The 22264-nt window shown below is 37.9% G+C and carries 24 protein-coding genes, 1 pseudogene and 1 riboswitch; of the genes and pseudogenes, 23 read left to right on the top strand and 2 right to left on the bottom strand.

Annotated elements, in window-relative coordinates; genetic code table 11:
- Positions 1-13 precede the first annotated feature (13 nt).
- The 11 genes from A5N88_RS09280 (at position 14) to A5N88_RS09230 (ending at position 9095) form a co-directional block, all read left to right on the top strand.
- A complete protein-coding gene (locus A5N88_RS09280; RefSeq protein WP_066265063.1) occupies positions 14-349 on the top strand; it encodes an ArsR/SmtB family transcription factor in 336 nt (111 codons plus the stop codon).
- 19 nt (positions 350-368) lie between these two features.
- Complete coding sequence (locus A5N88_RS09275) at positions 369-1316, top strand: cation diffusion facilitator family transporter (protein ID WP_066265061.1); 948 nt, start codon at positions 369-371, stop codon at positions 1314-1316.
- A 398-nt stretch (positions 1317-1714) separates the two neighbouring features.
- Positions 1715-2551: an STAS domain-containing protein gene (locus A5N88_RS09270; protein ID WP_066265058.1), complete on the top strand. Its 837-nt coding sequence runs from the start codon at positions 1715-1717 to the stop codon at positions 2549-2551.
- A 421-nt stretch (positions 2552-2972) separates the two neighbouring features.
- On the top strand, positions 2973-3605 hold the full coding sequence (locus A5N88_RS09265) for a TetR/AcrR family transcriptional regulator (protein ID WP_066265056.1): 633 nt from the start codon (positions 2973-2975) through the stop codon (positions 3603-3605).
- On the top strand, positions 3605-4888 hold the full coding sequence (locus A5N88_RS09260) for an MFS transporter (RefSeq protein WP_066265055.1): 1284 nt from the start codon (positions 3605-3607) through the stop codon (positions 4886-4888). Before A5N88_RS09265 ends, A5N88_RS09260 begins: the two co-directional genes overlap by 1 nt.
- 326 nt (positions 4889-5214) lie before the next feature.
- Complete coding sequence (locus A5N88_RS09255) at positions 5215-5829, top strand: VanZ family protein (RefSeq protein WP_066265052.1); 615 nt, start codon at positions 5215-5217, stop codon at positions 5827-5829.
- Positions 5830-5960: 131 nt separating this feature from the next.
- Positions 5961-6803 carry an STAS domain-containing protein gene (locus A5N88_RS09250; RefSeq protein ID WP_066265050.1) on the top strand — a complete coding sequence of 281 codons (843 nt, stop codon included), beginning with the start codon at positions 5961-5963 and terminating at the stop codon, positions 6801-6803.
- Between the two features lie 314 nt (positions 6804-7117).
- On the top strand, positions 7118-7531 hold the full coding sequence (locus A5N88_RS09245) for an Rrf2 family transcriptional regulator (RefSeq protein WP_066270398.1): 414 nt from the start codon (positions 7118-7120) through the stop codon (positions 7529-7531).
- Between the two features lie 222 nt (positions 7532-7753).
- Complete coding sequence (locus A5N88_RS24800) at positions 7754-7921, top strand: hypothetical protein (RefSeq protein ID WP_157090631.1); 168 nt, start codon at positions 7754-7756, stop codon at positions 7919-7921.
- A 42-nt stretch (positions 7922-7963) separates the two neighbouring features.
- Positions 7964-8305, top strand: a complete 342-nt coding sequence (locus A5N88_RS09235; RefSeq protein ID WP_066265047.1) for an IDEAL domain-containing protein — start codon at positions 7964-7966, stop codon at positions 8303-8305.
- A 121-nt stretch (positions 8306-8426) separates the two neighbouring features.
- Positions 8427-9095, top strand: coding sequence for an NAD(P)H-dependent oxidoreductase (locus A5N88_RS09230; protein ID WP_066265044.1), 669 nt, complete (start codon positions 8427-8429; stop codon positions 9093-9095).
- A 152-nt stretch (positions 9096-9247) separates the two neighbouring features.
- Here A5N88_RS09230 and A5N88_RS09225 read toward each other — a convergent pair whose 3' ends face one another.
- Positions 9248-9448 carry a hypothetical protein gene (locus A5N88_RS09225; RefSeq protein ID WP_066265043.1) on the bottom strand — a complete coding sequence of 67 codons (201 nt, stop codon included), beginning with the start codon at positions 9446-9448 and terminating at the stop codon, positions 9248-9250.
- A gap of 594 nt (positions 9449-10042) precedes the next feature.
- Between A5N88_RS09225 and A5N88_RS09220 the strand changes: the two genes are divergently transcribed.
- Positions 10043-10534 (top strand): hypothetical protein, encoded by a 492-nt coding sequence (locus A5N88_RS09220; RefSeq protein WP_066265042.1) that lies wholly within the window; start codon positions 10043-10045, stop codon positions 10532-10534.
- A 126-nt stretch (positions 10535-10660) separates the two neighbouring features.
- Positions 10661-11095, top strand: a complete 435-nt coding sequence (locus A5N88_RS09215) for a GNAT family N-acetyltransferase (RefSeq protein ID WP_232317553.1) — start codon at positions 10661-10663, stop codon at positions 11093-11095.
- Between the two features lie 164 nt (positions 11096-11259).
- On the opposite strand, the gene hxlR is transcribed toward A5N88_RS09215, so the two are convergent.
- Entirely contained in the window at positions 11260-11628 is a 369-nt protein-coding gene (gene hxlR, locus A5N88_RS09210; RefSeq protein WP_066265041.1) for a transcriptional activator HxlR, read from the bottom strand.
- Positions 11629-11847: 219 nt separating this feature from the next.
- Here hxlR and hxlA point away from each other — a divergent pair, with 219 nt between their 5' ends.
- The 10 genes and pseudogenes from hxlA to A5N88_RS09155 all read left to right on the top strand — a co-directional run bounded on the left by hxlA (position 11848) and on the right by A5N88_RS09155 (position 22244).
- Positions 11848-12477, top strand: a complete 630-nt coding sequence (gene hxlA, locus A5N88_RS09205) for a 3-hexulose-6-phosphate synthase (protein ID WP_066265039.1) — start codon at positions 11848-11850, stop codon at positions 12475-12477.
- A pseudogene (hxlB, locus tag A5N88_RS09200) lies at positions 12477-12970 on the top strand (6-phospho-3-hexuloisomerase). The gene hxlA and the pseudogene hxlB overlap by 1 nt, the downstream one beginning before the upstream one ends.
- Before the next feature lie 195 nt (positions 12971-13165).
- The gene (locus A5N88_RS09195; protein WP_066265038.1) at positions 13166-13882 is read left to right on the top strand and encodes a 3-ketoacyl-ACP reductase; all 717 of its coding nucleotides are present in this window, start codon (positions 13166-13168) and stop codon (positions 13880-13882) included.
- 1004 nt (positions 13883-14886) lie between these two features.
- Positions 14887-15339 carry a GNAT family N-acetyltransferase gene (locus A5N88_RS09185; protein ID WP_066265036.1) on the top strand — a complete coding sequence of 151 codons (453 nt, stop codon included), beginning with the start codon at positions 14887-14889 and terminating at the stop codon, positions 15337-15339.
- A gap of 66 nt (positions 15340-15405) precedes the next feature.
- Positions 15406-15596: riboswitch (cobalamin riboswitch) on the top strand.
- Between the two features lie 205 nt (positions 15597-15801).
- The gene (locus A5N88_RS09180) at positions 15802-17655 is read left to right on the top strand and encodes a DUF4430 domain-containing protein (protein ID WP_066265035.1); all 1854 of its coding nucleotides are present in this window, start codon (positions 15802-15804) and stop codon (positions 17653-17655) included.
- Positions 17652-18275 carry a class D sortase, LPxTATN-specific gene (gene srtD / locus A5N88_RS09175; RefSeq protein WP_066265034.1) on the top strand — a complete coding sequence of 208 codons (624 nt, stop codon included), beginning with the start codon at positions 17652-17654 and terminating at the stop codon, positions 18273-18275. The genes A5N88_RS09180 and srtD overlap by 4 nt, the downstream gene beginning before the upstream one ends.
- A 12-nt stretch (positions 18276-18287) precedes the next feature.
- Positions 18288-19058, top strand: a complete 771-nt coding sequence (locus A5N88_RS09170) for a DUF4430 domain-containing protein (protein ID WP_066265030.1) — start codon at positions 18288-18290, stop codon at positions 19056-19058.
- Entirely contained in the window at positions 19055-19978 is a 924-nt protein-coding gene (locus A5N88_RS09165; protein WP_066265029.1) for an energy-coupling factor transporter transmembrane component T, read from the top strand. The genes A5N88_RS09170 and A5N88_RS09165 overlap by 4 nt, the downstream gene beginning before the upstream one ends.
- Positions 19915-21570 (top strand): ABC transporter ATP-binding protein, encoded by a 1656-nt coding sequence (locus A5N88_RS09160; RefSeq protein ID WP_066265028.1) that lies wholly within the window; start codon positions 19915-19917, stop codon positions 21568-21570. The genes A5N88_RS09165 and A5N88_RS09160 overlap by 64 nt, the downstream gene beginning before the upstream one ends.
- A complete protein-coding gene (locus A5N88_RS09155; protein ID WP_066265027.1) occupies positions 21546-22244 on the top strand; it encodes an ECF transporter S component in 699 nt (232 codons plus the stop codon). The genes A5N88_RS09160 and A5N88_RS09155 overlap by 25 nt, the downstream gene beginning before the upstream one ends.
- Positions 22245-22264: the final 20 nt, after the last annotated feature.

Raw genomic sequence — 22264 nt, 5'->3', positions numbered from 1 at the left:
ATGGAGGAAGGGTATGTTTCAAAAAAAAGAAGGAAATATTCCAAAACCAAGTGAAATTAAAAATATAAATGAAGAGACTCTTTTTATGGTAACTCAAACCTTTAAAGCTTTATCTGACACTACTAGAATTAGAATTTTGTATTTATTGTCACAAAAAGAGTGCTCAGTAAATGAGATTGCTGAATGTTTGGGACTTCATCAGTCTACCGTTTCCCATCAATTAAGTTTTTTAAAAAACCTTCGTCTTGTTAAATTCAGAAGATCAGGCTCTACTGTTTACTATAGTCACGATGACAAACATATTCTTGATCTTATGAGACAAGCCATAAATCATTCTTGCCATGTATAATAAAAGGAAGGAGCATAACATGTCAGAAAAACATCATCATCATGATCATGATCACGGAGACGTATTTCACTCACATGCCCCTGCTGGAAAAATGAAATTGGCATTTTTTCTAACGCTTATAATATTAATAGTTGAAGTGGCGGGAGGTTTTTTTTCGCATAGTCTTGCCTTGCTTTCAGATGCCGGCCACGTCCTGACAGATATTGCGTCAATCGGATTGTCATGGTTTGCACTGCATCAGTCACAGAAGCCGGCTTCCGAGGAATTTACTTATGGCTATCATCGCTCCGGGATATTGGCTGCTTTTATTAATTCCATGGCATTGATTATAATTGCAGTCATAATTCTGATAGAAGCTATCGCACGCTTCCAACATCCGCAGCCAGTTGAAAGTACATGGATGTTTATAAGTGCTTCCGTTGGACTGGCACTCAATCTTTATTTAGGTCTTGGTTTAAGTAAAGAAGATAATATTAATGTCAAAAGCGCGGTACTTCATATGATTGGGGATGCCATTGCTTCAGCAGGGGTGATCCTAGGCGGTGTTATCATCTTGTTTACCGGCTGGTATATGCTGGATCCGATTCTTAGTGTGCTTATATCTTTTCTAATCTCTTTTGGTGCATGGAGAATTGTTAAGCAAACAGTATGTATATTAATGGAAGGGAAGCCGAAAGGTATCCGCATAGATGAAGTCATAAGGAATATTTGTTCGGTGAAGGGTGTTCTTACGGTACATGATTTGCATATTTGGAGTATAACCAGCGATAAAAATGCTTTATCCTGTCATGTGGTCGTAAATGATCAGGTAAACTTTCAAGAAAGCCAGATCATCTTGCGTGAAATAGAGCATTGTCTGCAGCATCAAGGAATTGGCCATGTGACCATCCAAATGGAAAATGAAGATCATCCACATGACGAAACCGAAATTTGTTCCACAACAACTCATGAACATCATCACCATTAAAAGAAGACAATTACCTTTTCGGAACAGCGGCTCTATGCAGACTGCTGTTTTTTTATGCAAGTAAGTATAAGAGCTTTTAAGTAAAAGCAGTTTATCATAGAGTGTTGATTTTCGTTCCAGGATTGAAGCTCAACAGTCAAGATTAACAGAACTCTTATTCTTCACCCTAAGTAGATTTGTCAAGGGAAAAGCGTGGGAGTAAAGAAGGATTTTTTTTTTGTAAGGTTTTATTGTTACGAATTTTGTTGTATATTTATGGGGGTTAATGACTGAAATTGCCCTTTTATAAAGTTTTTTGTGCTCAGGACATGATGGGAAATAGGGTGTGTAATTTCCTTTTGCTTTTCCGTAATTTCCGACTTTTTTTGATAATCTTTAAGACAGAGAGGAGAAACATCATGAATTCTGTAAATAGTGTGTCTGCTTATATTATTGAACATGCGTCCTCTTTAGCTGTTGAAATTGTAGAATATAATATTGCTAAACTGGAGTTTGAAGTGCAAGACTCTGTGAAACATAATATCATTCATTTTCAGACTGAGTTCATTCAATTTCTAGGGGAGGCCATCACCTATGAGAATGACCAGATGGTTGCGGATGGTTTTCATAAATGGTACCGAAAATATGAGCAGCAGGGTGCACCTCCGGAAAAGGTTTCCAGTATTGTTGCTCCCTATGCGGATGTTCGCTTGTTCTTTAATAAACGGATCACTGCTATCTGCGAGCAGTACTCCCTGACACTTGCTGAAGCCTCTTTGATCCTTCAGCGGCTTAATTATATGCTCGATATAGGGCTTACGAAGTCTATCGTAGCATATGAAGAATATACAATTATGGAAGACCAAAAAAGACAAAAAGAAATTATTCGATTATCATCTGCCATAGTACCGGTTAAAGAAGATGTTGCCGTCCTTCCGCTAATTGGATCAATTGACCATGAAAAAGCAGAGTATCTCATTCATACGGCTATACCAAAAATTAGCGGGATGGGAATTCATTGTCTTATTATCGATTTTTCAGGAATAAAAAATTTAGATCCGGAGATTTCACAATACATTTTTAAAATTTATAAAATGCTTGTTTTACTTGGGATTTCCGTTATTTTTACCGGTATCCGCCCTGATATAGCCAGCAATGCTGTTAAAAATGGTATTCACTTCGCTTCTGTAAAAACCTATTCAAATGTGAAAGAAGCTATAAAACATATGGAAATAAAAAGGACAAACGAACAATGATGCGTTTGTCTTTTTTCTATGGCTCTGCTAATCTTGCCTGTTGCTTTCCTTTTTAGGTACTCACTTTCCGGCGGCAGACAAGGAGCCTGCTCCGTGCTCATTGCACCAGTAGAGGTTCCTTTTGCCTGCTTGTCCCGCAGTAGTCTCGTTCCATCTTCTCATTTCCTCAGTGCAAAAATTTAAATCAACATTCATATTTTGATCTTTTTCCATTTCCGAATCATTTTACCTTGTTGTATAAATCTAAGCAATAGAACATATATCATACCTTTTAGTTGATAAGGAGCGGTAAAGAACTCTTTAATATATTCCTATTTAAAGAAAAAATGGATTATTTTACAAAAAAACTATTGTGATAATGACAGAATTGTCATTATAATATAGATGACAGATGCGTCATTAATTTTTTGGGGGGAGCAAAGTGGCACCTAAGATATCAGAGGAAGAAAAAGGAAGACGTCGTTCACACATAGTCCAGTCCGCCAAAAATGTCTTTATTCGAAAGGGCTACGAAGCGTCCTCTATGCAGGATATAGTCGATGAAACAAAAATGAGCCGGGGATGGGTTTATCTTTATTTTGCGAACAAAGAGGAAATTATGAAAGCCATCTTAATCGAGAATGAAATGGAAACAGAGCAAATGGTTGAAAATCTTTTGGCAAGCCGCCATTCTGTTTGGGAAGGGCTGAAAGCCATGCTTACTGCCATAGAACAGGAACTTCTGGAAGGTTCAGATAATCTGGATATGGTGTTTTACGAATACTTTCTCGGTGGTTTAAGAAATAAAGAGCGCCACTTGTTTTTAGAAGGGCGCTATGACAGGCAGCACCGATTTATCATGGACTTTTTACAGCAAGGAGTTTTAAATAATGAATTTAGCCCGTTGGCTGAAATTGAAGTCATTGTAAAAATGATTACTTCTTATTTTGAGGGAATCATGCTTCATACAAGGGCAGCAGGTCCCGATCAAGTGAGAGTTCGAGAGCAGATGGAGCTTTTTAAAACAGTATTAAAAAATATACTTCAGGTTCAGGATTCGAAAGGGGAATATTAGTGAAACTCTTTAAAAATAAGATTTTCAGAAAATTGTTTTTTGCTTCAATTGCTTCGCAGCTTGGATCAATGGTGGGAACGGTTGCATTCACCTTTTATCTTCTCGACCTTTTCGGCAAAAAGCCTTTTTTGGCTACACTGGCAGAATTAATGTATTCACTGCCCATTTTATTTGTATTTTTTTTAGTCGGTGTTATAGCTGACAGAATGGATAGGAAAAAGATAACGGTCAATACCGACTGGATTCGGGCAGCACTGACGTTAATTTTGTTAATTGCCGTTTATGAGAAAATTCTATGGCTTGCATTTGTGATTCTGTTTATTCGCAGTACTGTTTCAAAGTTTTTTGCTCCTGCAGAAATGAGTCTCCTTCAAGGGATTCTTGATAAAGGCATGTATATGCAGGCATCTGGTTTAAATCAGACAGTTATGGGGATGTTCATGTTATTTGGAATGGGAATTGGAGCCCTTTCCTATCACTATATTGGGATTACAGGCTCCGTTTTGGCAGATGGAATCAGTTTTATACTATCTGGTTTGCTGATTGGAAGCTGTGCAATATCCCTTGAAGCCAGACTGCCTAACGGAAAAGTACACTTTAAAGTATTAAACTTCTCAACCATATTAAAAGATTTTAAGGAAGGTCTTGTTTATATTCTCAGTTTTAAACTATTAAAATCAATTATCGCTGGTTTCCTCATTTTTGGGCTGATCAACGGAGGATTTTCTGTACTTCCGCTTTTTACCATGAAATATAAGCTGGCGCCGGCACAATATCAACAGTTCTCATCGCTGTTTTCAATTTGTATGGGGATAGGATATCTCCTCGGAAGTGCAGTTGCAAGCCGGCTTATACAGAAATTTAAGGTTCATCGTGTGTTCATAGCCGGAATTTTTTTCAGCGGTGCCGTTACCTTTACTTTGGGAATGCTTGACAACGTTTGGTTTTATTTCTCCAGCGTCGTATTGCTTGGTATCATTTTAGCTCCTTTAAATACGGCGTTATCAGGCTGGATGACAGAACTGGTGGATCCTAAATTTATGGGGAGAGTTTCCGGTTGGATTGATCCCTTAATGATGCTTTCTTATTCCATTTCCCTTGGGATTATAGCCGTTATTTTCCCTGTCTTTGTTAAAGTGGAAACCATTTATTATGCAATTGGGATTTTGATGGCAGTGGTTGGCTGCTACTATCTAATTGTTTTGCCAGCTCAGGTAAAAGAGAGGGGCTTGGCTGGAATTGAGCAAACTAAATCAGCAAAAGCAACTATTGAATCTCTGTAATAGGCTGTTTTAGCATAGACTGTTGCTTTACCTATAAAAGATTATTCCTTATGTTGTTTGTCTTCGCGGCATCTTTTTGTAAGCTTATTCACAAGTATTATATTGAACATGGATTTTAATCGTTTTTGTGTCAAATAGCAATAATGTTTACAAAAAAGCTTTGGAGTTTGTTTGGGTAGAATAATTTTAAAATTGTGAATTTAAAAAAGGTGAGGGATGTTGCTTTTCAGTGCAACATCCTATTCCTGTATAAATGACACCAGGAAAAAGATTGGTTATGATAAGTAAAGGTAATGTATATGGACATTATGAAATGAGTGTTTGAAATGAAAAAAACAATACTGCTTTCTCAGGTTTTTTCTCAGGTTATTTACTCCATCATGCTTCCTTTTCTTATGAGGTTAGCTCTTTTTCTAAATCCTATTGCCATTGCAGTCGTGTGGGGGTTCTGGACTGGAATGACCTTATTTGCCGTATGCCTATTGAATGGCGTTCAGCTTCATATACCTAGGTGGTCAATTAAAGGAGTAATCATTTTATATTCTGTATGTCTGCTAATCTTACTTTTTTTCAGACCTGCCAATGAGCATTATCATGAGTGGAACCTTATTCCTTTTAAAACTATTCTATTTTACTTATCGCAAAGAGTGGAATTTTTGGTGGCTTTTTATAATCTTGCTGCGAATATTGTCTTATTTATACCAAATGGAATTTGTATTTTACTGCTGACTAAGAAACGAAGTTTTTTCAGACTGGCAGTTTTGCCAGCGGCCTGTATCTCCCTTATTGAGGTTTTGCAGCTTTTGACGCATCGTGGAAGCCTCGATATTGATGATTTAATATTAAATACAGTTGGAATAGAGATTGGATATTGGTTATACCCGGTTTTTAAAAAAGTAATTGTTATTACTCCCGTTAAATCTTTTAATCAGCAGGCGTGAAGCATGAATTTGTGCCTTCAGCTACTCTTTGGATGGTAAGAGAAAATATAAATTTCGAAAATTTACATTCAAAGTATGCTTTATTATATAATCTGTATAGTTATGAAATACGGTTCCGGGAGAGCAGTGGCATGAGAGAAGAACTGAAGTATATTGGAGAAAAAATTATTTCAAATAAGCTTTTATTAGCCAAAAGCATAGCAGTTTTACAAAATGAATTATTCGTAAAAGATGCCAACAGTCTGATAGGAGAACATGAAGCATCTGTTTTAGAATGGCATGCGGAGCTGATTTCTTATTTAGGTGAATATCTGGTTCAGCCGGAACCTGCTGCAAATGAGAAAGTTGTTTTATGGGCAAGGGAATCGGCGAGGTCGGCTATTGAAATACATTTACCTTTAACCTTATCTTTACGCTCCCTTTCTTTTTATCGCACCGTGATTTGGGATGTTTTCACAGAGGAGCTTGAGCAAAGAAAGTTTGCACCGATTACCATGCTTGATGTCAGTAAAATCTTGGATCCGATTATGGATGAAGTGAGCGCGATTATAGGGCAGGTATATGATGAGCATAGTCAGAAAATGATGAAGCTGGCCTATACTGCTTTAGAAGAATTGTCTATTCCAGTGGTTCCTGTTTCAAAGGACACAGGGATTATTCCTATTATTGGTGAAATTGATACCAGACGTTCACATCTGCTTATGAAATCAGCCCTCCAGGAATCAGTCCGTTTAGGTTTCCAATATCTAATCCTAGATATTTCTGGTGTAACGATTATTGATACAATGGTGGCAGACCATGTGCTTAAAGTAATAGAAGCACTAAACTTAATAGGAGTAAAAACCTGTATTAGCGGAATAAGGCCCGAGATTGCCCAAACCATTGTGTCATTAGGTATTGACTTGTCTAACCTTCAAACCTTTGCCAACTTGCATACTGCACTGGCTAGTATTGGAATAAAAAAGAATAAATAGAAAAAATAACAGCACTCCAAATGGAATGCTGTGTTTTTATGCCTTGATTATCTGGATTTCATTTTATTATGGGATTGGCTCTGATATATTTCTATGTTGATAACTACTCTTTTTTAGCTCATTCGAGTGAAATAGCCGTTTCAATCGAATGAGCTAAAAAACAACAGAGTGCTCTATCAAAGCCATGGGATTAATGCTGAGAATATGTTTAGAGTTGTTTAAAGCAGGGGAATCAGGTGCTGAGCTTTTTGTTTGACGACATAAACTGTACATAATAAAATTACAGTACGTTTCTTGGGAAGAAAATGAAAACATTGAATAGTGAATTTACAATAGCCGTTCATATTCTTGTTTATTTATCTTATTTGCCAGATCATATGGCAAGCAGTAAAACAATAGCAAGGAATGTTTCTACAAATGCTGCGAGAATCCGTAAGATTATGAGTATTTTACGACATAATGGTTATATAAAAACGAAAGAAGGAATTGGCGGTGGATATATTCTTAATTGTGACCCAGATGAGGTTACTCTTGCAGAAATCTATCTCAGCGTTTCGATAGGTACCCTCAAACCTAATTGGTGTTCAGGAGATCCTGAACAAACATGTCCTCTTTCGTCGAATATTCAGCATGTAATGGATGGTATCTTTAATGAAACAGAAACTTATTTATGCAGATATCTTGAAAAAATAACCGTCAGCAGTGTTTTGAAAAGGCTTTTCTCGTAAACTTTATTGCTATTTGACGCAATAAATTGATTAATAATCCAAGATTAGTATTAAAGCTTGTGTATATCTTATATAAAGATGCAACCAAGACAGATAACATACGGAATAATACTTAAAGCAACAATCTATGCGAAAACAGCCTTTGAAAAAATTAAATCTTGTTTTTATTTAATAAATGTAATTTTTTTTTGTTACAGTCAGTCTTTTATAAAGGCTGTGTTAATGCTCAAATTATTATTAATCAACAGTCAGGGAGACCAGGTAGTAACCAATGTATTTGAAAAAGCCAGTGCTGATAGAAGCACAAGGCACGATACTCCTACGGGAAAAGTGAGCGCCTCTAGCGGAAATCAACAAGCGAGCATAACAAAGCAAAAAAAAATTGAATAATGAATTCTTTTATACATCTTTTATTTGGAGGTAATCCATTAAATGGAAAACAATGAAACGTTAAAATTAAAAATAGGTGACTGGGTTAAAGGAAGGTCCGTGGAAGGAGAGCTTTTTCAAGGATATATTGAAAAATTAGATTTTTTCCAGGGACACGCAAAAGTAAAAGTGACAGAATGTGATAATAAAACAACGATAGGAAAATCTATTAATGTTTTAGATCACTGGATAAAAAAAATACCCGCAGCAAAGGACAAGACCTTGGAACAGCTCCTTCCTCTAATAGATCTTGCACTAAAAACAAACGATGAAGAATGGTTTATGGAATTGTCTAACTGCTATAATACTCAATTAAACCAATTAGATTTTAATCGCACCAAGTAGTTATTTTGCCTGTCCAGCGATATTTGAAAGAAATGAACAATTTATTATTGGAGCAGTTGAATGCAGAAAGATTTGAAGCAAATTAATTTGAACTAATATGTATTTAAAGGAGATATAAATAATGAAAGATACACTGATAAAACAACAGGTTTTAGATGCATTTCACTTTAGACACGCAACAAAAAAATTTGACCCAGCCAGGAAAATAACGGATGAGGATTTCGAATATATTTTAGAGGCTGGAAGGCTGTCACCCAGCTCTGTTGGATTTGAACCGTGGAAATTCTTAGTCGTTCAAAACAAGGAGTTAAGGGGAAAATTAAAAGAAGTTTCATGGGGAGCGCAAGGCCAGCTGCCAACAGCAAGCCATTTTGTTATTATTTTGGCCCAAAAGAATGCGAGGTATGATTCTCCAGATGTGATTGATCACTTGAAAAATGTAAAAAAGATGCCCGATGAAGTGATTCAAAAAATTTCCGGAAGATACAGAAGTTTTCAAGAGGTGGATATGAAATTATTTGAGAGCAGCCGTGCAATGTTTGACTGGTCTTCCAAACAAACTTACATTGCGCTTGCGAATATGATGACGGCTGCTGCTTTAATCGGAATTGACTCCTGTCCGATAGAAGGATTTGATTATGATGCTGTCAATCGGATTCTTGCTGAGAATGGCCTTCTTGAGGATGGAAAGCTGGAAGCTTCGGTAATGGCAGCCTTTGGCTATAGAGGTGAGGAACCGCACAGAGAAAAAACAAGAAAAGAACTAAAACAAGTGGTACAGTGGGTATAAATTCTTCCTTCTGAGAACGCTGAAAAAGGATGGTTTCGTTAACAGGAATCATCTTTTTTGTTTGTTTAAGTCTCTTTCAATAGACTTTGTTTCTAATTGATTAAGAATAATTAACATAACGGGTTGACCTCAGTCATTCCTTTTTAAGAATATTAGAAAATATTATCTTTATGAACATTTTTTTGTTGCTGCATGAGAAGTACATCTAATTTTGCTTCAATTCGATATAGGACTTCAAGGTATTTTTCAGTTTTTTCGTTTTCATTATAAAGAACGTTATGAGAGCATTTTTGTCCGGAATGCTGGTTTTCAAGCAGGGTTTCCTGAAATTGCCTCAATTGCTTTAAATCCATGTTATCCTCACTCCTAATATGATTATAATTTATCCATATATCTTCTATTTAGTCTCTTGGCTAGCATAGCGCTCAATGTTATTATCTTTTTAATGTGAAACTAAAATAAAGGTATGTTCTTTTTTAAGAACATACCTTTATTTTACCTGTTTTAAAATGAAAATCAAACTTATTTATGGAAATTTGAATAATTAAAGTACATAAAATTGTAATATAAGTATTTTTATTTTGTTAATCCATTAGTCTCTTTTCGTATACTTTGTTGCTATTTAGAGCTTAAGAAAAAGATAAAATATCATCATGCAAAGACAGTTCTAAATGAAATAATTGTTTGAGAGGCTGCTTGTGCACAAATGGAAAAGGGCATTGTTTGGAAGAGGTTTTGTAGATGCTTTTGTATATTTTATTGTTTAAAAGCCAATATGAAGATAAGTAAAGGTGTTATGTGGAATAAAAAAGGAAATCGGTTTATTAATATCATCTATTTTGAAAGAGACAAATACAAGTGTTGTTCTTTTGCTTTGAATTCACTTTATTAGCGTAATTAATAAATCTAGTGTTCTAAATTTAACTAATTAGAGGGGGGATGAAGCAATGAAAAAATCAGTCATTTTTTTCGCTGTGGGTATAGGTGTTCTTGTTCTTTTTGTTTTCTTATTTATATATATAAAACTTAATCAGCCTTTGGTCGATGGAACTGTTGGTACTTCCTATGATAAGCATGCGGTAGTAATTGAAATCGGCAATAAAGGTTTTATAGATATAAAAATTACTAGTGTTCTTGTTAATCATAATGAGAGCCCTAAAAAATTGAAAGTGCAAGTGAGCAATATATTAAAGGGTTTAATTATTGCTGATTCCTTTAAGGGTGACGCACAGAATTACGGACTTAAGAAGATAACATCTGTAACAATACAGCCTAACACTTCGCCTCAGCAGCTATTAGAAAAGAAAAATATGGGCACAGCTACCAATAAAGATAAAAGTTACGGATTATCTATTATCTACAATAAGTCGATAGAAACTGTAAGAATCAACTATCGCTATTTAGGTTTCTCATTTGTGAAAACCGTGTCGGTTAATTGATTAAGTGAAAGCTTTGTGAATCTATGCCTTTTTAACTATTACATAACAAATAGATTTTAAAATATATGATTTTTGCGCAATTATAGGGTATATGAATTGACCTAGAAAAAAACGAAAGGAATCAAAATGGATATGATACGCGAAGCAGAAGCAGCGGATAAACAACAAATTTACAATTTATATAAAATGCTGGTACCGAACAGTAAGAAGATGAATGTTCTTGAAGAACAAATTGATTTTATTAGAAGGGACCCCAAAAATTTCTTATTTGTTTACGATGAAAATGGAGAAATTTTTGGGACACTTACACTTAATATATGTTTGCAGGCTTTGCACGGATTAAGACCTTATGGAGTAGTCGAAAACATTATTGTGCATGAGAATCATCGAAATAAGAAAATTGGTCACAAACTTTTACGATATGTTGAGAAATATTGCAAATCAATAGATTGCCACAGGATTATGCTATTGAGTAATTCGATGCGTCTCCAAGCACATCAGTTCTTTGAGAGAGAAGGATATAACGGTTCGGTTAGCAAGGGATTTAAAAAATATTTATAAGAGGTTTTTGTGTAATAGGACAAGCAGTGCATTTAGCGAAAGAGCTTTTTAGCCTTAGAACGCTATGATTTCAGCTTCATAAAAAAGGGAACCTTTTAATTACTGAGGGTTCCCTATCTATTTCCTTGAATAATCTCAATCATATAGAGGATTATAAAAGTATTTTATTTAATATTTTCTTTCTTGATAAGGATTTCCTGATTATCTAATAGTTCCATGTAGTTTTTTCCCCATTCATACATGGAGTCCAGAATGGGCATCAGGCTTTCTCCCTGTACGGTCAGGGAATACTCCACCTTGGGGGGAACAACCGGGTAAACCTCACGATGGACAATAAGATCTTCTTCGAGTTCCCGAAGCTGATTAACAAGCATTCTTTGCGTAATGCCAGGCATAAGAGCTTTTAACTCACCAAATCGTTTGGTTCCTTCTTTCCCAAGATGCCAGAGGATGAGCATTTTCCACTTACCCCCAATGACGGCAAGAGTCAATTCTTTTTCACAATTAAACATTTTGTCCTCAAAACGGCCCATTATCATATCACCTCAACCTTTATTATACATAATAGTATACTTTTTGACACTATGTAAGAAAAATGTGCGTACTTTCAAAATATAATAGAACGAGTATAATAATCAGTGTTAAATCAGGTATACAATAAATTGGATACTCATTTTATCTGTAAGGGCCTATTTTAAATGCTTTTATGGAGATATTATTTCTGTACACATATACAACAAGGAGGCATTGTAATGGAATTACAATTAGCATTAGATTTAGTTAACATCCCAGAAGCCATTGAGGTTGTCAAAGAAGTTGAGGAACATATTGATATCGTTGAAATCGGGACTCCGGTTGTTATAAATGAAGGCTTAAAAGCAGTAAGTGATTTAAAGAAAGCATTCCCTAATTTAAAAATTTTAGCCGACTTGAAAATTATGGATGCTGCTGGATATGAAGTAATGAAAGCTTCTGAAGCAGGTGCAGATATTGTGACTATTCTTGCCGTTGCAGAGGACATGTCGATTAAAGGTGCAGTGGAAGAAGCAAAAAAACAAGGGAAAAAAGTGCTTGTTGATATGATTGCTGTGAAGGACATTAAAACTCGTGCAAAAGAGCTTGACGAATTTGGAGTCGATTATATTTGTGTGCACACTGGGTACGATTTACAAGCAGTAGGCAAAAACTCATTCGAAGATTTAAAAGCGATTAAAAGTGTCGTTAAAAATGCAAAAACAGCTGTTGCTGGAGGTATCAAGCTGGACACTCTTCATGAAGTGGTGGAAGTGCAGCCGGATTTAATCATCGTAGGCGGAGGTATTACAGCTCAGGACGATAAAAAAGCTGCAGCCGCTGCAATGCAAAAAATGATTAAAGGATAATGGGCAAGCTGAGCCGGGCGAAAAATCAGATTTCAGATCAAGCGGCCGAACATCTGGTTAATGGCATATTAGAATCCCAAAAAGTTTTTACGGTTGGAGCAGGCAGATCTGGATTAATGGGGAAATCGTTTATTATGAGACTCATGCATATGGGGCTTGATGCTTACGCCGTCGGTGAAACGGTAACTAGTACTTTTGAAAAGGATGATATTCTGTTCCGGCTCTGGAGAAACTAAAAGCTTGATTACGATGGCAGAAAGAGCCAAAGCTATTGGAGGAAAAGTGGCTGTTGTGACGATAAATTCTGAATCCTCATTGGGGAAGCTTGCTGATTTTACAGTTAAGCTGCCTGGTGCTCCGAAGGATAAAAAGGATGATGATAAAAGAACCATTCAGCCAATGGGTTCTTTGTTTGAGCAAACCATGTTATTGTTTTATGATGCAGTCATTTTACGCTAATACAATGTATGGAAAACATGCTAATCTTGAGTAACAATAAGGTTAAGAATGAGAAGGCTCTTTTCGTAAACTTTGCTGCTATTTGACAAATAAATGAGGAAATAAAAGATTTTGTATTATAAACTGGGAAGATGATTACGAAAGGATGCTATGAATAAGTACAGCATAGGATTTTTCAATTGTACGGAAATTCGCTAGAGATTCAAAAAAACAACCAAGGAGGAAAAAAATGCAAACATTAAAAGGCAAGACCGCCTTGATTACCGGCGGAGGAAGAGGTATTGGCAGGGCAGCTGCTATCGCTCTGGCAAAAGAAGGTGTCAATCTTGGTTTAATTGGCCGCAGCCTATCCAATCTCGAGAAGGTTGCCGAGGAAGTGAAAGAGTATGACATCCAGTTCTCTGCAGCTGCAGCGGATGTTGCTGATCTGGAGTCTGTCAACAAGGCTGTAGAGCATGTTACGAGTGATCTTGGTGAAATTGATATTCTGATAAACAATGCAGGGATCGCCAAATTCGGAGGCTTTCTAGAGCTGGATCCTGAAGAATGGGAAAATATTATACGCGTAAACCTAATGGGCGTATACAATGTTACAAGAGCTGTTCTTCCAGGCATGATTGAAAAAAAAACAGGGGATATAATCAATGTATCCTCTACAGCGGGACAAAAAGGAGCACCAGTTACAAGTGCTTACAGTGCTTCTAAATTTGGAGTTCTTGGCCTAACAGAGTCCCTTATGTTGGAGGTAAGAAAACATAACATTCGAGTATCAGCTTTAACTCCAAGCACTGTTGCAACAGATCTTGCTATTGAAACCAATTTAACGGACGGGAACCCTGAAAAGGTTATGCAGCCGGAAGATTTGGCTGAGTTCATGGTAGCACAGCTTAAACTTCATCCGCGCATTGTTATAAAATCAGCTGGACTTTGGTCTACAAACCCGTAATTTGTATTTTTGCACTACGGGATAACAAGCTGTTGGGAACTACCTGCTGCCATATTTTTTTCTTTTTTTGGCTCTGTTAAAACTCCACGGGAGGTTTAACAGAGGCTTTTTTTGAATTAATAATGTGTAAATGGATTAAACTTTGGGTCTCTTAGAATCATGACATTTATACAAATGCCAATTCGGTCACTCATCTTGCAATCTATAAGGAAATGAAACAGAAATACGATCGACGTATTAGCGTTTTCTAGGAAAATGGAACCCAATAATCAATGCTGATGGGCTGATCGAAGTGGACTGTCCTATGAGAGGGTTTGTATGTTTGAATTACCGGATGTGGATAAGTGGGAATCAATAAAGATTTGTGGAAGGAAGTTAATAAGAGGTATTTCCATTGCAAATAGGTGTTTTTGGGGATAAGAGCCTTCATGAAATGTCTATTGGGCTAAGAAAAAGATACAAAAAAGGGCAAGCAGGGAAAAACACTTCCTGGGAAATAATTCTCTTATCTCATGTATTAAAAGGCACATTTCTATGCAGGGAATCACACAAATGCGCCTCCATAAAGGTTATTATTACGCTAAAAAGGGTGCTGGCATATTTCTTAAGAAGGAAGCGCAGGCTGAATTTCGACTATTTACAAGACAATGGGTGTACTTTTTGTCGGGAGGTTGAGTGTATGAATAATGTTCTTTCCCTCTTGTCCTTCATAAACCAAATTGCCCCATCTGTGTAGATCCTCTTTTGTCCATCTGAAATTGTATGATATTCATAGGTTTGAGCCTTTTTAGGGAAAAAGCCTCGGATATCTTGATGCTTTAATGCAGGAAACTGCAGATGAGCGGCGGATAGGAAGTAGACATATATTTTCATTTCAATATAAAACACCTTCCAAGCCATTAGTATTTTTTTAAGCCCGTATTTAGATAAGAAGCTATATGTGCATAGAAGTAATATTTTGGTATAATTAGGTAAATGTTATCAAGGAGAGAGTGGGGAGAGGGATGCATCAGACAGCTGTTAGGGAAGCAGAAGAAAGGGATATTCCGGAGTTATGTTACTTAATGAGAAAATACATAGTCGATTTTTATAAAAGGGATACACCGAAAGATAGTGATTTAAGAGCGCACATTGAATTACTTTTAATTAGTCCTGAATTAGGTCTTCAGCTAGTGGCAGAAGTGAATCACCAAATTGTCGGTTTTGCTACACTTTATTTTACTTTTAGTACGTTGAGTCTAAAAAGAACAGCCATATTGAATGATTTGTTTGTTTCCTCGGAATTTCGCGGCCTTAAACTAGGAGAACACTTGTTTAAAGAATGTGCAAAATTTGTCCGAGAGAATGACCTGGCTGGTATGACCTGGGAAACCGCTGAGGATAATAAGATCGCCCAAAGCCTTTATGAAAAGCTTGGTGGAAAGCGCTCTGAATGGCTACACTATGAATTGTCATAGGATTCAACTATTTTCCAGCAATTTATTGACATGATGTAAATGTAATAGTTATGATGATAGTGAGATTACTATATGAAAAAGATAGGTTGATAGCCGCGAACAATGCTGCTGTCATGAAAAGGGAAGACCGGTTTTAATCCGGCGCGGTCCCGCCACTGTATTTGGGAGCTTTCTAAAAATACCACTGTCCACGGATGGGAAGGAATTGGAAAGTGTTGATCATAAGCCAGGAGACCTGCCTATTCTTTACACCAAATGACCTACGCGGATAGGGCGGTGTTGGAACAGGGGCTTTCCATCTTGGCTCTGCCTGCTGCAACACGCACATCTCTGAATAGGAGGTGTTTTTTTTATGGGATTGGTCTATAAAAAGCTGAATCCTGTGTTCCAGATGGTACGGGAAGATGTAATCAACAGGCAGGTTTATAGTAACGTTGCGATTGAATTAAAGGGGGAAAAAAAATGAAAAGCGGAAAATTTATGAGAAAAGCAGCAATTGTAGTGTTCATTGCCATGCTTTTTATGGTTCAGGCTGTACCAGGTCTATCCTATCATGTCTCTGCTGCTTCTTTAACAAATGGAGCCATGATTTCTGTACTTGATAAGGATGGGAAATCAGTGATTCCTTTAACAGCGGTAGAGCTGAAAAAGAATGAAACGGCTTACGATGTGTTGAAAGAGGTTACAAGTCAGCATCATATGAAATTGGACGCTACCTATTATCAAAAATACAACGGATACCTTGTTAATCAAATTGGAGAGGCGTCACCAAAGGGTCAGGACTATTGGAGCTTTTTTATTAACGGATCTGATTCTCAGGTTGGATTATCAAGTTATAAAGTAAAAACAGGTGATGATCTTCTAATAAAGATCGTCAGCTATCCTGAGAAAAAAAATTCTGTGATCGTTTCGGCAAAAGATAAAAAAGGCAGTGAGGTTATTCCCAGCACAAAGCTATCGATTGTAGATGGGGCAAATGCCTATGATGCCTTGAAACAGGCAGCAGACCTAAATAAAAAAACTCTCACTGCACCGATTGATTCTAAATACTTTGCTTTTGTCCAAAATATTGGTGATATCAAGCTTGATAAAAATGATTATTGGAATATGTCCTTGAACGGTAAATCGATGGAAGTGGGGTTATCCTCTTATACGCTAAAAAACGGGGATCATCTGGATGTGAATGTAACAAATCCAGCTGGAACCTCCGAAAGCAGCCAAAACAATACTAACGGTACCACTGACAACGGAACAACTGGGAAAGGGACGGTCCCGGCTGCTGGCTTTTCCAATAGCGAGGTCAGCACCCTTATTAAGTCCTCTGCCCAGTATTTAGAAAGGCAGGGTACAGAAGACGAATTTGCGATAATGGCTTTAACAAAAGCAGGTGCCAAAATTCCGTCTTCATACTTGCAGAGTGTGCTAAAGACGCTAAAAGAAAACAACGGTTCATTCCGAAATGTTACGGATTATGAGAGAATGGCAATAGGGATAACGGCGGCAGGGAAAAATGCTGCTAATTTTAATGGCTACAATCTTATTGGAAAAGTATATTCTAATAACCGTATGACTAACCAGGGGATTAATGGAGTTGTTTTTGCCCTTTTAGCATATGACAGCGGCAATTATAAGCTTCCTGAAAACGCAGAATGGAGCAGGCAGAAGCTCGTTCAGTATTTGGTCAGTCATCAGCTCAAGGATGGGGGCTGGGCATTGTTTGGCAGCTCTCCAAGTACAGATATTACGGCCATGGCTCTCTCGTCACTTGCCCCGTACAAATCACAGGGAAATGTAAAGAATACTATACAAAAAGCCGTTCATTGGCTATCAGTGACACAGGATAAGCAAGGGGGATACAATAGTTCAGATAATGGAGGAGATTCAAGTGAGACAACAGCCCAAGTGATTATTGGATTAGCTTCCGTTCAGATCTCTCCAGGCAGCAAGGAGTTTACAAAACCAGGAGGGAATTTGCTTAAGCATTTGGCAGCCTTTAATCAAAAAGATGGCGGTTATTCACACCTTTTATCTGACAAAGCTTCTGATCAAATTTCTACTACTCAGGCTTTGTTAGCATTAACAGCCTATCAAAGCTATCTTACAGGTAAAGGGTCTGTTTACCAGTTTCATCCTTCTTCTGCCACAAGTGCCAATGAAGCAGCGGGCAATGCAGTAAGCCACTCTGCTTCAAGGCAGGGAGGAAAGCTTCCAAATACAGCAGCAAATGATGAAAACTGGCTGTTTGCGGGTATAATTCTTATCCTGGCAGCCGCAATCATTTATGTGATTGTACGCAGAAGAGAATCGATGAAATGATGAAAAGAGCAGCCGTTGCCTTATTCGCAGCAGGTGTCCTTTGTATAGGTTATAGTGTTTTAAATAGTATGGAGAGTCGGCATGAGCAAATGTCGGCTCTTTCTCAGGCTAAAAGGATGATTCAAAATGCACATTTAGAAAAAATGGATCCTGGAATTAAAGTAAAAAAGACTGCAGAAAGCAAAGAGGTGCCAAAAACGAACGGGAAGAATGGTTCTGAAAAAGAATCGATATTGGGAATACTTCGAATTCCAAGATTACATAAGGAGCTTCCTATTATAGAAGGCACTAGCGAAGCTATGTTGAGAAAAGGTGTTGGGCATTTCACAGGATCCGGGCTGCCGGGACAACATAACCAAATAGTGTTCTCAGGACATCGGGACACAGTTTTTCGCCATGTTGGAGAACTAAAAAAAGGTGACGAGCTGATTGCAGATTTACAATCCGGCACCTTTGTGTATGTCATTAATCATATGAAGGTTGTAAAGGCAGATGACCGTACCGTGATCCACTCTACTGCACCAAAGGAAGAGCTGATCCTCACTACCTGTTATCCTTTTTATTATATTGGGGACGCTCCAGATCGATATATCATATATGCATATCCAAAAATGAATTAGGAGGCGAACATCTTGCGTCAGTTTCGACTTTTTTGCATCACGTTGTTTACGCTAATGGCCCTGATGGTTTTTACTGGATGCCAAAAGGACCCGGTAACACCTCAAGCCAGTCAAACAGAAAATGTTCATGAAACAAATTCAAATTCAAAAACAAAAGAAAAGCAGGAGGCGAACCAAAACAGGAATTCGGAAACAGCCCAAAAAGATAAAACTGTTCTGAATCAAAACGGCGATCAAAATCAAAAGGCTTCAGAAATGGAAAACAGTCAAAATGCCAGTGAGAGTGATGCCAATAATAGCTCTGCAAAGCCTCAAAACAGCCAGGGGAATAGCAATAAGAAGTCATCATCCCTCAATAACGAAAAATCAAGTAACTCTGAACCTCAAACAAAATTTTCAGTAAACCAGAACACAAGTACAACACCAAAAACAAATGAGGCAGACAAGTACGATGCCTCTATAATTGTGAAGGGAGATTCAAAAACAGGAACAATTCTTACTGTTTCACAAGCTGATTTTAAGAAAGGGGATACCGTCCTTACAATGACGTTAAACCTTCTAAAACAAAAAGGGATTCAGTACAGTGTAAGAGGTTCCGGTGCAACGGCCTATGTTGAGGGAATTGATAATCTCTATGAGTTCGATGATGGCCCTACCAGCGGATGGAATATATATGTCAATGGAAAGCTGCTGTCAGAGAGCGCAGGTGCAATGAAGCTTTCAAAAGGTGATCACATTGTGTGGAGTTATACGGCTGATTATCAAAAGGATGGCCAGGGATGAATCGTGGAATTCGATCCTTTCATCCTTTCGTTTCGTTGATTTACTATATTTTTGCTGCGATTTTGCTGACAGTTGATAAGCATCCTGTTTTTCTTCTGGCTGGAGCTCTTGTTTTAATTGCGCTTCATTATGCTCTCGATAAGGGCAAAACACTAGCCGGATTCGGAAAACTAATGGTATTTATGGCGGTTGTTTTTCTTGTAATAAATCCATTAGTCAATCACAGAGGGACGCATATCCTGTTTTATTTTCATGGAAATCCTATAATGCTTGAATCCGTTATGGAGGGAATTATTTATTCTTTATCCATTTTTTCTTTGCTGCTTTTATTTGGCACATATAATCACGTGGTTACAGCTGAAAAATTTTTATTTCTTTTTTCGAAATGGCTGCCTCAATGGGCGTTGTTAGTCATGCTTTGTCTGAGATTTGTACCGCTTTTAAAAAGAAGATTGAATGAAATAGAACTGGTTCAGCGGGGAAAGGGCTTAAGCATTCATAATGGAACCATCAGAGAGCGTTCGCGAAGCGGCCTGTTGTTCGTTCAAATTTTGTTGACATGGTCTTTGGAAGAAGCGATACAAACAGCAGACTCGATGGCTGCACGAGGCTATGGAATCCAAAAACGCTCAAAATATTCTCCATACAAAATGCATAAAAAAGATTGGGCTGCACTTGTTTATTTATTGGGTCTTGGTGGATTAAGTTTATTCGGCTGCTGGCTTGGAGATGGGGTTTTGTCCATTTATCCGATTCTGGAGCCTGTTCTTTTGGAAGGCAGAGAATGGTTTTATCTTGTGGTACTTGTATTATATATCGGATTTCCATTGCTATTGGAAGGAAAGGAGGCATACTTATGGCATTGCTCACAGCAAGAAATCTCACGTTCCAATATCCTGACCAAGAAGAAAAAGCATTGAATGGGCTTACATTTAATATGAATAAAGGGGAATTTACTGTTTTGTGCGGCCCTTCCGGCAGCGGAAAGTCAACTCTCCTTCGTTTGCTGAAAAGAGGGGTTGCGCCGCATGGCATTCAAACAGGGGAGCTTTTATTTAAGGAGCAGCCATTTTCCAATGCAGATGATTTAGAAATGGCCAGCAAAATCGGAATGGTGTTTCAGGATCCCGAAAATCAGATTGTCATGGATAATGTAATGGACGAACTGGTTTTTGGAATGGAGAATGTAGGATTCGAAACGGAAGATATGCGGAAACGCGTAGCAGAAATGGTTCATTTTTTTGGTCTCGAGGATATTATTGATAAAAAAACATTCGAGCTTTCAGGAGGCCAAAAGCAGCTTTTAAATTTAGCTTCCGTTTTATTGCTGGAGCCAGAACTTCTGCTCCTTGATGAACCAACTGCCCAGCTTGATCCCATAGCCGCCAAAGAGTTTATTGGAATTCTTCATCGAATGAATGAAGAACTGGGCATAACGGTAATTATTGCGGAGCACCGATTAGAAGAATTGTTTGCTGCTGCCGATCGGGCCCTCTACCTGGAAAACGGAAATTTGGTACTGGATGGGACTCCGAGGGAAATTCTCTTTGAAGCAGGAAAAAATAAACAGGGAAAAATGTATCCTTATATTCCTGGGACGTCCATTCTTTATTTAGAGCAATCTCCTAAAATTTCACAGGAAGTCATGCCTTTAACGGTTAAAGAAGGAAGGCAGTGGGCGGAAACGCTGAATGTACAGATGTCTGGCGAGAGTTATTCACATCGGATGAAAAGTTCAGTAAAAACAGTCCTTATGGAAGGGAAAAACGTAGATTTTCAATATGATAAGCATGACAAGAAAATTCTTGACCAGCTCTCTTTAACAGTGGGAGAGGGTGAGTGGCTTTCTCTCGTGGGTGCTAACGGAACGGGTAAATCGACTCTTTTAAAAATCATGGCAGGCTTAGTAAAGCCTCAGCGCGGCTCCATTAAATTTAATGGAAAAAAGCTGAAGGGACAAATTTCAGACATTGGATATTTGCCGCAGAATCCCAAGCTGTTTTTTTTGGCGGATACAGTCGAGCAGGAATTAAGGCAGATTAATCAGCTGCATGGTTCAGATCCGGCAGAAGTAGAAAAGCTATTGAAAGCATTCCAGCTTGAAGGGGTAAAAAAACGCCATCCCTATGATTTAAGCGGCGGTGAAATTCAAAAGGCTGCACTTGCGGGAGTGCTGCTGGCCAAGCCTTCAATTCTTCTAATTGATGAGCCTACAAAAGGGCTGGATCCAGAAGCAAGGGAGCATTTTGGCAAGCTGCTTGCCAGTCTGCAATCCAATGGGATGACGATTGTAATGGTCACCCATGATATAGAATTTGCCGCAAAGCATTCTACACGGTGTGCAATGATGTTCAAGGGGACGATTACGGTATCAGCCCCGCCGGAACGTTTTTTTAAAGGAAATGCATTTTATACAACTGTTGTAAACAGGGTGACACGTGGATTGGCAGTGCCTGAGGTCATTACTGCAGAGGAGGCCCGCCGATTATGGCACGTTCAAGGCTTTCATTAATTCTGATATCCTTTTTATTGCTTTGCATTCTGGCGGGAACAGCTCTCTTTAATGAACAGCATTTTGCAGCTGTCGGTATTGTATTCATGGCAGCAAGCTTTATTCCTTTAATGATTCGCTTTGAAAAAAGAAAAGTTGCAGGCAGAGAGCTCGTTCTTTTGGCTGTCCTCGCTTCTGTTGCTGCTGTTAGCCGAATCCCCTTTGCTCCCATTCCGAATGTACAGCCCACTACCTTTGTTATTATAGTGTCTGCGCTTGCACTTGGGCCTGAAAGCGGCTTTGTGATTGGCGCTTTGGCAGCAATTGTTTCAAACTTATTTCTGGGGCAAGGCCCCTGGACGCCTTGGCAGATGTATGCATGGGGAATAATCGGATTAATGGCGGGGATGCTGCAAAACGTTAAATGGTTAAATACTAGTATTGGCAGATGTTTATTTGGTTTTGCGTCTGGATTTATTTTTGATTGGATTATGAACCTCTGGTATGTTATAAGTCTTGGGAAACAAGCAAATGTATCGGTCATTTTGGCCTACTATGCGGCGAGCTTTTACTTTGATTTAGCCCATGCCTGTTCCAATGTTTTCTTTCTTGCATTTTTCGGAAAAGGATGGATTAAAATTATTAACCGCTTCAAAAGAAAATATGGACTGCTTAATGAGGAAGGCAGTTGTTGAAATAAATGATAAAGGAAGAA

Origin of the sequence: Heyndrickxia acidicola (assembly GCF_001636425.1) — a bacterium.
GTDB lineage: Bacteria > Bacillota > Bacilli > Bacillales > Bacillaceae_C > Bacillus_AE > Bacillus_AE acidicola.
The sequence above is the reverse complement of the archived record's forward strand: the minus strand, read 5'-3'. Positions and strand labels throughout refer to the sequence as shown.

Bases quoted from the DNA above. Each gene is read 5' to 3' on its own strand.
- A5N88_RS24800 (WP_157090631.1), top strand. From the start codon at position 7,754: ATGCTCAAATTATTATTAATCAACAGTCAGGGAGACCAGGTAGTAACC.
- A5N88_RS09195 (WP_066265038.1), top strand. From the start codon at position 13,166: ATGCAAACATTAAAAGGCAAGACCGCCTTGATTACCGGCGGAGGAAGA.
- hxlA (WP_066265039.1), top strand. From the start codon at position 11,848: ATGGAATTACAATTAGCATTAGATTTAGTTAACATCCCAGAAGCCATT.
- srtD (WP_066265034.1), top strand. From the start codon at position 17,652: ATGATGAAAAGAGCAGCCGTTGCCTTATTCGCAGCAGGTGTCCTTTGT.
- A5N88_RS09275 (WP_066265061.1), top strand. From the start codon at position 369: ATGTCAGAAAAACATCATCATCATGATCATGATCACGGAGACGTATTT.
- hxlR (WP_066265041.1), bottom strand. From the start codon at position 11,628: ATGGGCCGTTTTGAGGACAAAATGTTTAATTGTGAAAAAGAATTGACT.
- A5N88_RS09235 (WP_066265047.1), top strand. From the start codon at position 7,964: ATGGAAAACAATGAAACGTTAAAATTAAAAATAGGTGACTGGGTTAAA.
- A5N88_RS09255 (WP_066265052.1), top strand. From the start codon at position 5,215: ATGAAAAAAACAATACTGCTTTCTCAGGTTTTTTCTCAGGTTATTTAC.
- A5N88_RS09280 (WP_066265063.1), top strand. From the start codon at position 14: ATGTTTCAAAAAAAAGAAGGAAATATTCCAAAACCAAGTGAAATTAAA.
- A5N88_RS09215 (WP_232317553.1), top strand. From the start codon at position 10,661: ATGGATATGATACGCGAAGCAGAAGCAGCGGATAAACAACAAATTTAC.
- A5N88_RS09185 (WP_066265036.1), top strand. From the start codon at position 14,887: ATGCATCAGACAGCTGTTAGGGAAGCAGAAGAAAGGGATATTCCGGAG.
- A5N88_RS09220 (WP_066265042.1), top strand. From the start codon at position 10,043: ATGAAAAAATCAGTCATTTTTTTCGCTGTGGGTATAGGTGTTCTTGTT.
- A5N88_RS09160 (WP_066265028.1), top strand. From the start codon at position 19,915: ATGGCATTGCTCACAGCAAGAAATCTCACGTTCCAATATCCTGACCAA.
- A5N88_RS09165 (WP_066265029.1), top strand. From the start codon at position 19,055: ATGAATCGTGGAATTCGATCCTTTCATCCTTTCGTTTCGTTGATTTAC.
- A5N88_RS09180 (WP_066265035.1), top strand. From the start codon at position 15,802: ATGAAAAGCGGAAAATTTATGAGAAAAGCAGCAATTGTAGTGTTCATT.
- A5N88_RS09230 (WP_066265044.1), top strand. From the start codon at position 8,427: ATGAAAGATACACTGATAAAACAACAGGTTTTAGATGCATTTCACTTT.
- A5N88_RS09155 (WP_066265027.1), top strand. From the start codon at position 21,546: ATGGCACGTTCAAGGCTTTCATTAATTCTGATATCCTTTTTATTGCTT.
- A5N88_RS09225 (WP_066265043.1), bottom strand. From the start codon at position 9,448: ATGGATTTAAAGCAATTGAGGCAATTTCAGGAAACCCTGCTTGAAAAC.
- A5N88_RS09250 (WP_066265050.1), top strand. From the start codon at position 5,961: ATGAGAGAAGAACTGAAGTATATTGGAGAAAAAATTATTTCAAATAAG.
- A5N88_RS09270 (WP_066265058.1), top strand. From the start codon at position 1,715: ATGAATTCTGTAAATAGTGTGTCTGCTTATATTATTGAACATGCGTCC.